Annotated in this window: 11 protein-coding genes and 1 pseudogene; 7 read left to right on the forward strand and 5 right to left on the reverse strand. The window is 41.1% G+C overall.

Annotation, left to right across the window (positions count from 1 at the left end; all coding sequences use genetic code 11):
• Positions 1–32 precede the first annotated feature (32 nt).
• Positions 33–2,171, reverse strand: coding sequence for a zinc piracy TonB-dependent receptor ZnuD (gene znuD / locus FTV30_RS09320; RefSeq protein WP_180001479.1), 2,139 nt, complete (start codon positions 2,169–2,171; stop codon positions 33–35).
• A gap of 137 nt (positions 2,172–2,308) precedes the next feature.
• On the opposite strand from znuD, the gene FTV30_RS09325 reads away from it, so the two are divergent.
• The 5 genes from FTV30_RS09325 (at position 2,309) to FTV30_RS09345 (ending at position 6,942) form a co-directional block, all read left to right on the forward strand.
• The gene (locus FTV30_RS09325) at positions 2,309–3,073 is read left to right on the forward strand and encodes a DUF4184 family protein (protein WP_034609136.1); all 765 of its coding nucleotides are present in this window, start codon (positions 2,309–2,311) and stop codon (positions 3,071–3,073) included.
• A 162-nt stretch (positions 3,074–3,235) separates the two neighbouring features.
• Entirely contained in the window at positions 3,236–5,020 is a 1,785-nt protein-coding gene (aspS, locus tag FTV30_RS09330) for an aspartate--tRNA ligase (protein WP_180001480.1), read from the forward strand.
• 114 nt (positions 5,021–5,134) lie between these two features.
• Positions 5,135–5,356 carry a hypothetical protein gene (locus FTV30_RS09335; protein ID WP_180001481.1) on the forward strand — a complete coding sequence of 74 codons (222 nt, stop codon included), beginning with the start codon at positions 5,135–5,137 and terminating at the stop codon, positions 5,354–5,356.
• 18 nt (positions 5,357–5,374) lie between these two features.
• On the forward strand, positions 5,375–6,241 hold the full coding sequence (locus tag FTV30_RS09340; RefSeq protein ID WP_180001482.1) for a lysophospholipid acyltransferase family protein: 867 nt from the start codon (positions 5,375–5,377) through the stop codon (positions 6,239–6,241).
• A gap of 20 nt (positions 6,242–6,261) precedes the next feature.
• Positions 6,262–6,942, forward strand: a complete 681-nt coding sequence (locus tag FTV30_RS09345) for a glycosyltransferase family 32 protein (RefSeq protein ID WP_180001483.1) — start codon at positions 6,262–6,264, stop codon at positions 6,940–6,942.
• A 14-nt stretch (positions 6,943–6,956) separates the two neighbouring features.
• On the opposite strand, the gene FTV30_RS09350 is transcribed toward FTV30_RS09345, so the two are convergent.
• From FTV30_RS09350 to FTV30_RS09360, 3 genes are read right to left on the reverse strand one after another with little or no spacing between them, the layout of a single operon-like run.
• Positions 6,957–7,712, reverse strand: a complete 756-nt coding sequence (locus tag FTV30_RS09350; RefSeq protein WP_180001488.1) for a glycosyltransferase family 25 protein — start codon at positions 7,710–7,712, stop codon at positions 6,957–6,959.
• Positions 7,713–7,721: 9 nt separating this feature from the next.
• Complete coding sequence (locus tag FTV30_RS09355; protein ID WP_180001484.1) at positions 7,722–8,693, reverse strand: Stealth CR1 domain-containing protein; 972 nt, start codon at positions 8,691–8,693, stop codon at positions 7,722–7,724.
• 54 nt (positions 8,694–8,747) lie between these two features.
• Complete coding sequence (locus FTV30_RS09360; protein WP_180001489.1) at positions 8,748–9,521, reverse strand: glycosyltransferase; 774 nt, start codon at positions 9,519–9,521, stop codon at positions 8,748–8,750.
• Positions 9,522–9,705: 184 nt separating this feature from the next.
• Between FTV30_RS09360 and FTV30_RS09365 the strand changes: the two genes are divergently transcribed.
• On the forward strand, positions 9,706–10,875 hold the full coding sequence (locus FTV30_RS09365; RefSeq protein WP_180001485.1) for a nucleotide sugar dehydrogenase: 1,170 nt from the start codon (positions 9,706–9,708) through the stop codon (positions 10,873–10,875).
• Complete coding sequence (locus FTV30_RS09370; RefSeq protein WP_180001486.1) at positions 10,872–11,894, forward strand: NAD-dependent epimerase; 1,023 nt, start codon at positions 10,872–10,874, stop codon at positions 11,892–11,894. Before FTV30_RS09365 ends, FTV30_RS09370 begins: the two co-directional genes overlap by 4 nt.
• Before the next feature lie 57 nt (positions 11,895–11,951).
• On the opposite strand, the pseudogene FTV30_RS09375 reads toward FTV30_RS09370, so the two are convergent.
• Positions 11,952–12,296: pseudogene (locus FTV30_RS09375) on the reverse strand (ATP-grasp fold amidoligase family protein); the annotation flags it as partial.
• Positions 12,297–12,444 lie beyond the last annotated feature (148 nt).

Here is a 12,444-nt window from a genome sequence, read left to right on the forward strand (position 1 = left end):
TCTTTGATTTGGTCAGTTATTTCATCACTGCTTTAGAAATCATACTGCACACCGACGCTAAAGTTACGACCGACTTGCGGAATATTCGACAGGAACGAAGTATGGGAATAGACCTGATCATCGAGCAGGTTATTGGCCTTGAAATACACCCGATAAGCATTGTTATCTGCAAGGGTATTGGTATAGCTTAAGCCCAGATTGACCATGTTGTAGCCTTGGGTTTCCTCTTCATAGCTGGCAATCTTGTCCTGATTGAAGACATGATAATATTCAGCCAGACCTGACCAGCCATCGGCAAAATCTGCTTCCACTTTGCTGCCTAAGCGACCGGCAGGAATACGTGGTGCATTCTCAGCTTCAATTTTGCCACGCACGTAATCGCCAAAGACACTCAGCTTGTACATATCATTGATCTGATAACCGGCTTGAGCCTCAGTGCCATAGAATCTGGCCTGGTCTTGGGTATATTGCACGCCGCGCAAATTACCTTTCTGCGCTACCGTTTCGCCATAAATATAATCATCAAACCAGTTGTGATAGACATGCACATGGTAATCCAGTTTATCCCCTGCATAGTGCAGACCTAATTCAAGATTATTTGACCTTTCTTTATCAAGATCAGGATTCCCCAATTCATAGGTATTGGTCGCAAAATGCAGACCATCAGCATACAGCTCTTGCGCTAGAGGCAAACGCTGTTGATGTGATCCCACTACAGACAGTTTGTAATTCGGTGCAAACTCCCAATTCGCAGCCGCAGATGCAGAAACACCCGTACCTGAATAATCTTTCTGCTCCGAATCTACTTTTACTTTTTGATGATCGACACGTGCTCCAAGTTCAACATGAACATCGCCGAACTGCTTATGTTCTAAAGCAAAAAGGCTGTATTTTTGGGTTTTGGTATCTGCCATTAACACATCATGATTATGATCCGCATGCTCACTATGATCGTGCTCATGTCCTTCATGATCGTGTTCTGCATGACTATGCGATTCTGGAGCGGATAAATTAATTTTCTGCTGTGAAAGCTGGGTGCCAATGACACCTTCCCAACCTGCAACAGGAACATGCACCAGCTCTAAACGTGCATCATAACCCTTACTTTTAAAGTTGCTGATGACTGCATTTTCTTCCAGTTCATCATGTTCATAATCGGTAAAGCTGGCATGCGCACGCAACTTGTCAAAACCGGCAAAAGGTTGTTCTAGCTCGGTACGAACATCATAACGCTCAGAGTTTAAATCTACCCACGGCCCTGCTGTTTCTTCATGATCATGCTCATCTTCGCCCGGTTTTGGACAGTGAAAATGATCGCCATGAATTTCACAGCCATGATATTCATGGCTGTGTCCTGGCAGACCATATTGGTCTTGGCGATTACTATAAGATAAGCCGACAAAACCACGGTCATGAATCCATGATCCACCAATATTCACCGTTTGTCCTTCAGCAAAGGTATTGTCTACACGGCGCTGTTTATGAAAATGTGAGTGATCTCCATGAGACTCTTCAACGACATAATCTGGTGCAATATAATCATTGGTCTTACGTTTTGAGCCTTCTACACGCAAAGCTAAATTTTCACCAATTCCAGCCGTAATTCCTGCACTCGCCAGTTTCTCATCACTGCCCGTGTTATAGCGCAGACCGACTGTACCTTCCAGACCATCTTCAGGCATTTGCGTTGGAATTTTCTGATCGGTGACATTGACCAGACCACCCACTGTTCCTGCTGCATAGAGCAACGTCGATGGCCCACGAATCACTTCGACCTGTTTCGCCAAAATCGGATCGACGGTGACGGCGTGATCTGGAGATAACGTGGAAACATCGGCTGTCTCTGAAGCATGCTGCAAGACTTTGACACGTGGCCCATCTTGCCCACGAATCACCGGACGGCTGGCCCCCGTACCAAACTGGTTAGAATATACGCCCAGTTCATCTGCCAATGCATCTCCAATGGTGGTTGCACGTTCAGACAAGGCTTTCTGATCTACAACATGATCCGCTACCGCAAAGTCCGCTGCAGTCTGCACCAGTGGATGAGCTTGCACCTGAATGGTGTCCATGGTCTGCACGGGAATGGAAGATGAGGTCTGTTCTGCAAAAACTGTAGGGGCAGCTACAGCAAAAATTGAAAGTGTTATTAGATTCTTAGGGAAGGACATGACTGAAGCTCAAATTCACCATTTTGGATGAATGTTATAATATAACATTTCATTGTTTTTGCAATCCTTTACGATAATCCTTCGCATATTTTATTAAAATGTGTTTTCTGGTTATTTTCATCTTTAAAAAAACTTTTATGCCCTTTACCCTGTCTCATGCTGTACTTGCACCACCTCTTTCACGTTTAAGCGGAAACCGGCTTCCGATTGCTGCATTGGCGATTGGCTGTATGGTGCCCGATTTACATCGTCTGTTTAGTTCCAGCAATTCGAATGTTACGCATTTATGGTCCTCGCTGATTCATCCGGACCTGTGGATCGGATTGGGCTTTTGTGCGATCTGGTATGCTCTATATCGGCCAGCCATTTACCGCTTTGTCGGAATTCAGCATGATCTAAATATTCACACTCTCATTTCAGCATTCAAGTTTTTTCTGGCAGTTTGTCTGGCGGTGATCATCGGTACTGCCACGCATTTAATCTGGGATGGTTTGACTCATGTAGACTTTCGTACTTTTGCTTTTCATGATTTTCTAGCACGACCATTTCAGCTTTTTGGACATAGTTATCCGCTGCATCGAATTTTACAAATCGGTACTTCCTTTCTGGCCTTACCGTTTATGCTGTGGATGAGCGTGCATTACTATAAAAAGCATCAGCAATATCTGGCAGTGAACCTGAAAATCAAAGCTTATGCCTGCGGATTATTGCTGTTTTCGATATTCACTGGCCTATTTTCAGTCTGGGATTATGCACGTTATATCTCTACAGAAGTCTGGCAATCCGATCTGTACTATTTTACCGGCCGTTCCATCAATCAATTCAGTCAGGGTTTTCTGATCACCTTTAGTCTGGGCTGTTTGCTGTTTTTATTTTTAGACCGCGATCGCCGGATGGGCTAAGCAAAGTGCTGGCTTTTATCTCATTCACTTTAAAATGATATTGTTTTTGACCCAAGTTCTTGTGACAACATGCCCAAAGAGGCATAATCCTACCTCTACTCAAAGCGGTACGCTGTTTACGTATTCGCTGACCTTAACCCATATAGTTGGATTTCTAACGCTATGATGCGAACTCATTACTGCGGTTCTTTAACCGAAACTCAAATTGACCAGACTGTAACATTATGCGGTTGGGTTCACCGTCGCCGTGACCACGGTGGTGTGATTTTCCTTGATATGCGTGACCGTGACGGTCTTGTTCAAGTGGTTATTGACCCGGATACCCCTGAAGCATTCGCAACTGCGGACAAAGTACGTTCAGAATTCGTATTAAAAATTACAGGCCGTGTACGTCGCCGTTATGAAGGCACAGAAAATGCCAATATGGTGAGCGGTCAGATCGAAGTCTTGGGTAAAGAAATTGAAGTTCTTGCTCAGTCAGACACTCCGCCATTCCCTTTGAATGACGAAAACACCAATATTTCTGAAGAAGTTCGTTTGAAATACCGTTTCTTGGACATCCGTCGTCCAGAAATGTTAGATCGCCTACGTTTCCGTTCTAAATTGACCAACCTGATTCGTAACTACTTCGAAGACAATGGTTTCCTAGACGTTGAAACTCCGATTTTGACCCGTGCAACCCCAGAAGGCGCGCGTGACTATTTGGTACCAAGCCGTGTATCAAACGGTAGCTTCTATGCACTGCCACAATCTCCACAGCTATTCAAACAGTTGTTGATGGTCGGCGGTATCGATCGTTACTACCAAATCGCAAAATGTTTCCGTGACGAAGACCTGCGTGCAGATCGTCAGCCAGAATTTACCCAGATTGACGTTGAAACATCGTTCATGAGTGACGATGACATTATGGATTTGATGGAAACCTTGACGGTTAAAATGTTCAAAGAACTTTTAAATGTTGAATTCGACAAATTCCCACGTATGACTTATGCCGATGCAATGCGTGACTATGCATCTGATAAACCGGATATGCGTATTCCTTTGAAACTGGTTGACGTTGCAGACATGATGCAAGACGTTGAGTTCAAAGTATTCGCAGGTCCTGCTAAAGATCCTAAAGGTCGTATCGTTGCGCTTCGCGTACCGGGCGCAGGTTCATTACCACGTAGCCAGATTGATGAATACACCAAATTTGTCAGCATCTACGGTGCAAAAGGTTTGGCTTATATCAAAGTCAACGAACTTGAAAAAGGTATCGAAGGTCTTCAGTCTCCAATCGTGAAATTCATCGAGCCAATCGTGCTGGATCTGTTGCAACGTGTGGGTGCTGAAAATGGCGACATCGTATTCTTCGGTGCGGACAAAGCCAAAATCGTAAACGATGCGATGGGTGCTTTACGTATTAAAGTCGGCCATGACATGAAATTGGCAACATGTGAGTGGGCACCGCTTTGGGTCGTTGACTTCCCGATGTTCGAAGAAACTGACGATGGCAAATGGACCTCTGTGCATCACCCATTCACGCTACCGAAATCAAGCGTTGAAGAGGTGAAGAACAACCCGGGTGCTGCACTTTCTGTTGCTTACGATATGGTATTGAACGGTACTGAAGTGGGTGGTGGTTCGCTGCGTATTCATAACCTTGAAATGCAAAAAGCGATTTTTGAAGCTTTAGGCATTGATGAAGAAGAAGCGGAAGAGAAATTCAGCTTCTTGCTCAATGCTTTACGTTATGGCGCGCCTCCACATGGTGGCTTGGCATTCGGTCTTGACCGTCTGGTAATGTTGATGACTGGTGCATCTTCAATCCGTGACGTGATTGCATTCCCGAAAACCAAAACTGCGGAATGTCCATTAACGCAAGCGCCAGCACCAGTTGAATCAAACCAACTGCGTGACCTTGGTATTCGCTTACGTGAAAAACCAAAAGCTGAATCTCAAGAATAATTCTTGACGTTTTAAGTGAAAAAGCCCTGCCTCGTGCGGGGCTTTTTTGTGTGATTGAGTCGTATCTGGAACAGTGGCATAATAGCCACAGTTTTTAATCTAAGGTAATTAGCAATGGCTATGCGTCCTGCAGTTCGTAATCGCAGCATTATGCTTATTGTATTTTCAGTGGTTCAATGGCTGTTCATGCGCTATATCCTTGCCAACAACCTGTTCAGCCTCGATACCAATGACCGTATTGTATATTTTTGCCTGAGCAGTATTTTAGGTGCCCTGCTAATTTTTGTAGGTTTGATTTATATGGTGCTGAAAGGCAATCCGGACAAAGACCTATAATCTGACCATCTGGACACCATGTACACCCTACTTAAAAATTTCTCCAAGCTTCCATTAAGATTCATTCAAAATCTTGCGCAACTGGCTGGATCTCTTTTGTATCTCAGTCATTCTTCTGCACGCCGAGTGACCGAGATTAATCTGGCCTCTGCTTATCCTGAACTTGCTGAATCTGAACGAGCTGATTTGACTAAACGCAGTCTCAAAAGTCAGTGCATGACCTATGCAGAATCAGTCAAAATTTGGGGTTCATCTCCTGAATACGCGTTGTCTTTAATTCGAGATATACAAGGTGCAGATCTATTTATCCAAGCTTTGCAAAATCCTCAGGGCTGCTTGGCGGTGATTCCTCATTTTGGCACTTGGGAGCTGTTGAATGTCTGGGTCAATCAACACACCTCCCCTGTGATTATGTATAAGCCTAGTAAGAATCAAGATGTTGACCGCTTTATGCTGGAAGCTCGGCAACGTCTGAATGCGACACTGGTCCCTACAGATGATTCTGGTGTACGTGCTGTGTTTAAGCATTTAAAACAGGGTGGTTTTTCTGCAATTTTGCCGGATCATGTTCCTAAAGAATCTGGTGGAATCTATTCTTATTTTTATGGTCAAAATGCCTTATCTTCTACCTTACTTTCCAAACTTGCAGCTAAAACTCAATGTGCTGTAATTGGGCTGAGCTGTTTAAGACGTGATGATTTATCTGGTTATGATATTTACGTCACCCAGTTATCAGATGATATTTTATCGAAAGACGTACAACTTTCTGTAGATACCTTAAATAAAGAAATGGAGCGAATGATTAATGTCGCTCCAGAACAGTATTTGTGGGGGTATAAACGGTTTAGAAAACTTCATCGTCTCAAAAATCTCTATTTTACTTAATATATTTTGCAGGAATTAGTATGAATTCTAATACTAACAAGGACGAAAAAATTCCTAAGATACTTCATTTTTGTTGGTTTGGTGGCAATCCTTATACACCTCTTATGGAAAAGTGTATGAAAAGTTGGGAAACACAACTGCCAGATTGGGAAATTAAAAAATGGGATGAAAGCAATATCCCCCCAAATATTCCCTATTTAAAATATGCGTTAGACCAAAAATTATATGCTTTTGCTGCAGACTTTATGCGTTTTTATGCTTTATATGAATTTGGTGGCGTATATTTAGATACAGATGTTGAAATTGTACAGAATTTTGAATCCTTACGCCAATATGATGCATTCGCTGCCTCCGAAAATTCTGAGGAATTACATATTAATGGTGCTGTACTAGGAGGGAAACCTCAGGCCCTATTTTTTAAGGCATTAATCGATTATTATATTCAAGCAGATGTAATAACATTCCAGACTATCCCAAAAGTCATCACTAAAATATATTTAGCTCAACCTGAATTACTGACAATATTACCATACACTAGTTTTTATCCTTATAACCCATATGATCCCAACCAATTAGTTAAACAACTTATGTACTGCGATATTCAAGAAAATACTTATGCAATTCATCATTGGCATAAAACATGGAAAATGACACATTGGCAAAAGTTTTTAAATAGCATTCGGAAACGCATAAGTAAATAAAAAAATCCCCTAAATCAATTTAGGGGATTTTTTACACTCCACATATTTCTCAATGCAGAAAGTTTTGATTTCAATATTCGCATTTTATTTTTATAAATAAGATCAAAGCTTTTTGCCTTTTTATCACTGCGATGGATATCAATCTCACTTTCAAAACCACTAGGTTTAACTAAAGGCTCCCATATAGAAAGTCCTTTACCATTTTGACTAAGCCAAGATTGCATAAAGTTATCAATCGGCATGTAAATTTCACGTCCAGCTTCAAGAAAGGCTTTCGAACCTGGACGTGACCAAACTAAACCAATCGTACGTATAGGAAAATAGTACGCACGAATTAATTTATGACCTTGAATTGATGTAACAGGCTTATACATTTTTTTCTTTTTAGCGCCAATATTAATTAGATACCAATCTCTCTGGTATTCTTTCGACAAATAAATCAACATATCATCTAGTGTTTTTTTAAAATCCTCACAAATAGTCATATCATCTTCTAAGACAACTAGATAATCCGCATCAGATTTCAGAAATTTTTCAACACAACCTACATGACTTAAATAACAGCCTAGTTCACCATTTAGTAAACTACGCCCCATTACTTTCTGTGCTTTTGTATCATTATAGTTTTCAAAGCTTGATAAGGGCTTACCACGACCATCCACCGCAGCAAAACGTTCAAAAGGTATATTTTGAGCCTCCAACAGCATAGAAGCACTTTCTAGACGGTCATTACTACTATCCAGATTAATCAGATAAGTGATTATTTTCATCATGAACCTCTAAACCAAAATTGAATTGGGTAAATAACCAGCCAGTTTTTGCTGCATGGCATCACTCACCTGTTTTGCTTCTGCCGGATTCAATTGATCCAGACTTTGAATACAGCCATATTTTATTGCAGGATTGGTCAAGGCTGAAACGAAACTGCCAAGGCTATCTTCATTTTTTAGATAAGCCAATTCAATATCAGGCTTCAGCTCAGCTTGCTGCTTTTGAATCTTGAGATGATTCATCAGTGAAATGGGATTAAGCTGCTCTACACTGCGGAACTTGTATTTAATCTGGGTTTCCAGCAACTGTGGATCTGTCAGAAAATAATCTTTCAAAACATGACGATCCACAATATGTGGATAATGATGGATCTCGAAAAACTTTTTAAAGCCTAAGATATCCGCGCCTAACATTTGTGCAATCATATGCTTCGGTTGAATCGGCTTGCCAAATTGGCGCTGCAAAAATTGGCGATACTTCAACTTTGTCTTCAGCGCAAAACTGCTTTGCCAGTGACCATAAATCACCAAACGCTCACCGTTTAGAAAGTCGTCTACCTGTGCGGTTGAATTAAAGAAGAAGTCATCATTCAAATAAATAAAGTAGTCTGATAATCCTTCAATATTCCAGAGCATACTTTCAATCGATCGGGTATTGAAATTGGGCAAATGCTGCTCATAACCTTTAAAAATTTCCCGATGATCCACTACACGGATCTTATCAGCAGAACACAGACCTTGTGCAGCAAACTCATCAATAAATTCTGGACGCTGGTTATCTGTCACCACAAAAATATTGCGGCAAAAAGGTACATATTTCAGGATTGAAGCAATGTTGTAGTAGATTTCATTATCACTGGCGAAACGGGTATCACTGACTGCATCAGATGCATCTTCACCAGTCAGATATTTATGACGTTTCCTTTTTAATTCAAGATCATTGCCATCCACCCAGGCAATTACAATATCAATCTGCTGCATTCACTTTATCACTTAAAAATATGTACCTGATGGCTAAATTATTACATCTAATAATTATTGCCAAGCATCCTTGATCCATTGCGATGGCAACACATAACGGTACCATTTACCACCACCGCCATTAATGGCATCTGGTGGATTGATTTCACCATGGAAAATAATAATTTTGACGCCTTCCGGCTTCACTGGTGGCTTGAAATAAGCCATGGGAATTTTTTGCAAACAGTGATATTTATAGCTCTTGCACCAGGAATCCGGCCAATAACTCAGTTTCTTTTCCTGATCAACATACCAGGATAAATAAGCCTGCTCATTACGGAATTTCTGGCGGATTTCGTCAAAATGTTCACGGAAATATGGCATCAGTCCCGGGAAAGCACCTAACTTAAAACGATAAACTGAACTATTTCCGGTAATACGCCATGGGCGTTTCCAGTCATGGATAATCAGAAAATCACCTGGATGGGTAAAGAAACTATCAATATTATCAACAATGACAACATCTAAATCGAGGAATAGTGCATTACCTTTTAAACCATATAAATCAGGTTCAAATGTAGAAAGTTTATTCCAGCCGCGTTCAGGACTGCCTGCTGGCAGGGCCAATGGAGGAATTGGAAAACATTCAACAGCAGGATCAATGCCTTCAGTACGATCTGTCAGACACACCATTTTAAAATCAACCGTGGTATGACGTTTGACCATATTGTATAAACGATTGACGTACTCTGCCCCATATTTGGTGCCCCACTTCATGCATAGCACAATATTCTGTTCAGACTGTGTATGAGTCTGGCCTGACAGTGAGTCGCTTACGTTTTCCTGCATGTATTCATCTTCCACCAGCATTCTGCGCCATATCATACCATTTCTAAAGCAAAGTTACTGCCTGCTTTTCAACACCTTCATCATACTCAAAAATACTTTATGGTATGATGTGCAGTCGCTTTGAGAACCCCAATATTGGCTTGAACTCAAGCCCCCTCTATTAGAAACACATAATCAGGTTGATATGAAAATAGCAGTTGCAGGTACCGGTTACGTCGGCCTTTCCAATGCCATGATCTTCTCACAACATCATGAAGTCGTGGCATTAGATATTATCGACAGCAAAGTTGAAATGTTGAATCAGAAGGTTTCTCCAATTCAGGATCATGACATTTCAGCTTTTTTAAGTGAAAAACCACTGAACTTCCGGGCAACAACTGACAAATATGAAGCTTATCAGAACGCAGATTTTGTCATTATTGCAACACCTACGGATTACGATACTAAAACCAATTATTTTAATACCCAGAGTGTGGAAAGTGTCATTGGTGATGTAACCGAGATTAATCCTCAAGCAGTCATGATTATTAAGTCTACGGTTCCTGTGGGCTTCACCAAAACCGTAAAAGAGAAATTTAATACAGAAAATATTATTTTCTCTCCAGAATTTTTGCGTGAAGGTAAAGCCCTACATGACAACCTTTATCCATCACGTATTATTGTTGGAGAGAAGTCAGCGCGTGCCCAACAATTTGCAGATATGCTGATTGAAGGTGCAATCAAAAAAGACAGCCCTGTTCTGTTTACTGACTCAACCGAAGCTGAAGCAATCAAGTTATTTGCCAATACCTATCTGGCTATGCGCGTGGCTTTCTTCAATGAACTAGATACCTATGCACAAACGTTCGGTTTAGATACTCAGCAAATTATTGAAGGTGTCTGTCTGGATCAGCGAATTGGCAACCACTATAACAACCCTTCCTTTGGTTATGGCGGTTACTGCCTACCAAAAGATACCAAGCAGTTATTGGCTAACTACAGTCAGGTACCAAGCAATCTGATACAGGCCATTGTGGATTCTAACCGTACCCGTAAAGACTTCATTGCCGATTCCATTTTAGTTAGAAATCCGTCGGTGGTCGGGATTTATAGACTGGTCATGAAAAGTGGTTCAGATAATTTCCGTGCCTCTGCCATCCAAGGCGTGATGAAACGCCTTAAGGCTAAAGGTATTGAAGTCATTATCTACGAGCCAACGCTCAAAGAAGCAGAGTTCTTTAAATCTGAAGTAATTACTGATTTAGAAATTTTTAAACAGCGGGCAGAGGTGATCATCACCAATCGTCGATCTAAAGATCTCAGTAATGTTGAAGATAAAGTTTATACACGTGATATTTTTGGAGGCGATGAATGAAAATTCTGGTAACAGGTGCAGCAGGTTTTATTGGATTTCATGTTTCCAAAAAGCTTTTAGAACGTGGTGATGATGTCGTCGGGTTCGACAACATGAATGACTACTACGATCCAGCGTTAAAACAGGCACGTGTAGATCTGTTAATTCAAACGGCAGAACAGCAGACGGGGCAGTTCAATTTTATTCATGCTAACCTCGCAGATAAAGCTGCGGTCGAAAAGTGTTTTCAGGAGCATCAATTTGATCGCGTGATTCATCTGGCAGCACAGGCAGGTGTACGCTATTCGCTTGAAAACCCAATGAGCTATGTCGAAAGCAATATTGTAGGCTTTACCAATATTATTGAAGCCTGTCGCTATGCCAAAACGCCACATCTGACCTATGCCAGCACCAGCAGTGTCTATGGTGCCAACACCACCATGCCTTTTAGTGAAAAACATGGTGTTGATCATCCGATCCAGTTTTATGCAGCAACCAAACGTGCCAATGAATTGATGGCGCATAGCTATAGCCATCTATTTAAGCTACCAACGACAGGCCTGCGCTTCTTTACCGTTTATGGTCCTTGGGGTCGCCCAGATATGGCACTATTCAAGTTCACCAAAAACATTATTGAAGGCAAACCTATTCCGGTCTTTAACCACGGCAACCATACCCGTGACTTTACCTTTGTCGTAGATATTGCTGAGGGGGTGATCCGTTCCAGTGACCAGATTGCTGCACCCAACCTAGACTGGGATAGTAATAACCCTGATCCATCAACCAGCAATGCCCCGTTCCGCATCTTTAACATCGGAAATAATTCGCCAGTGAAACTGATTGAATATATCCGTGCCATTGAAAAAGCTGTGGGCAAAGAAGCAATCCTAGACTTACTACCACTGCAACCAGGTGATGTACCGGATACTTTTGCAGATAGTTCTGCTCTGGAACAAAGTGTAAGTTATAAACCTTCAGTATCCGTAGAAGATGGAGTAAAACAGTTCGTGAACTGGTATCGAGACTTTTATCAAGTCTAAAACTCTAAAAAGGACTCACTCTATTTTATTAGCATGGGTCCTTATATATTTAAATTACTAACATGACTTCCATAGAGAACCAAGTTTTTGATCCCATTCTATAGGTGTTATGATCATGCGACCCGCATTCGGTGTTAGGGTAATTTCACTAAAAAACACTTGATCTTGTGATAATAAAAAATCTATTCGACTATAACCATAAGAAAAACACAATGACTCTGATAGTTCCAACAATTTCTCAAGCTGAGGTGGTCGTCCTATATTATTAGGTGCATTTTCTTTCAAATCTACTTTAAATGGTTGTAATAACCATGAAGTATCATAAATATTTGAATATTCATTTTTAAGATTATCAATGATATCTACTTCTAAATACTCTGGCTTCCCTTCAAAACAGTAGACTTCCTTCATAAATCATTTTTTAACCAATTTAATTGTTTATCTTTCACCCAATCTAAATTGTATATGCCAGCAAGTAAATTAAACCGCAGGTTTAATCGTTTACGACGATTTCTATATACACAAGATAAAATCTTAAAACATTTCATCC

The sequence above is a fragment of the Acinetobacter sp. YH12255 genome, from assembly GCF_013417355.1.
Lineage (GTDB): Bacteria > Pseudomonadota > Gammaproteobacteria > Pseudomonadales > Moraxellaceae > Acinetobacter > Acinetobacter pseudolwoffii.

What these genes read in the sequence shown, in the direction of transcription:
- aspS (WP_180001480.1), top strand. Translation starts at nt 3,236, where the DNA reads ATGATGCGAACTCATTACTGCGGTTCTTTAACCGAAACTCAAATTGAC.
- FTV30_RS09365 (WP_180001485.1), top strand. Translation starts at nt 9,706, where the DNA reads ATGAAAATAGCAGTTGCAGGTACCGGTTACGTCGGCCTTTCCAATGCC.
- FTV30_RS09370 (WP_180001486.1), top strand. Translation starts at nt 10,872, where the DNA reads ATGAAAATTCTGGTAACAGGTGCAGCAGGTTTTATTGGATTTCATGTT.
- FTV30_RS09325 (WP_034609136.1), top strand. Translation starts at nt 2,309, where the DNA reads ATGCCCTTTACCCTGTCTCATGCTGTACTTGCACCACCTCTTTCACGT.
- FTV30_RS09355 (WP_180001484.1), bottom strand. Translation starts at nt 8,693, where the DNA reads ATGCAGCAGATTGATATTGTAATTGCCTGGGTGGATGGCAATGATCTT.
- FTV30_RS09350 (WP_180001488.1), bottom strand. Translation starts at nt 7,712, where the DNA reads ATGAAAATAATCACTTATCTGATTAATCTGGATAGTAGTAATGACCGT.
- FTV30_RS09340 (WP_180001482.1), top strand. Translation starts at nt 5,375, where the DNA reads ATGTACACCCTACTTAAAAATTTCTCCAAGCTTCCATTAAGATTCATT.
- znuD (WP_180001479.1), bottom strand. Translation starts at nt 2,171, where the DNA reads ATGTCCTTCCCTAAGAATCTAATAACACTTTCAATTTTTGCTGTAGCT.
- FTV30_RS09345 (WP_180001483.1), top strand. Translation starts at nt 6,262, where the DNA reads ATGAATTCTAATACTAACAAGGACGAAAAAATTCCTAAGATACTTCAT.
- FTV30_RS09335 (WP_180001481.1), top strand. Translation starts at nt 5,135, where the DNA reads ATGGCTATGCGTCCTGCAGTTCGTAATCGCAGCATTATGCTTATTGTA.
- FTV30_RS09360 (WP_180001489.1), bottom strand. Translation starts at nt 9,521, where the DNA reads ATGCAGGAAAACGTAAGCGACTCACTGTCAGGCCAGACTCATACACAG.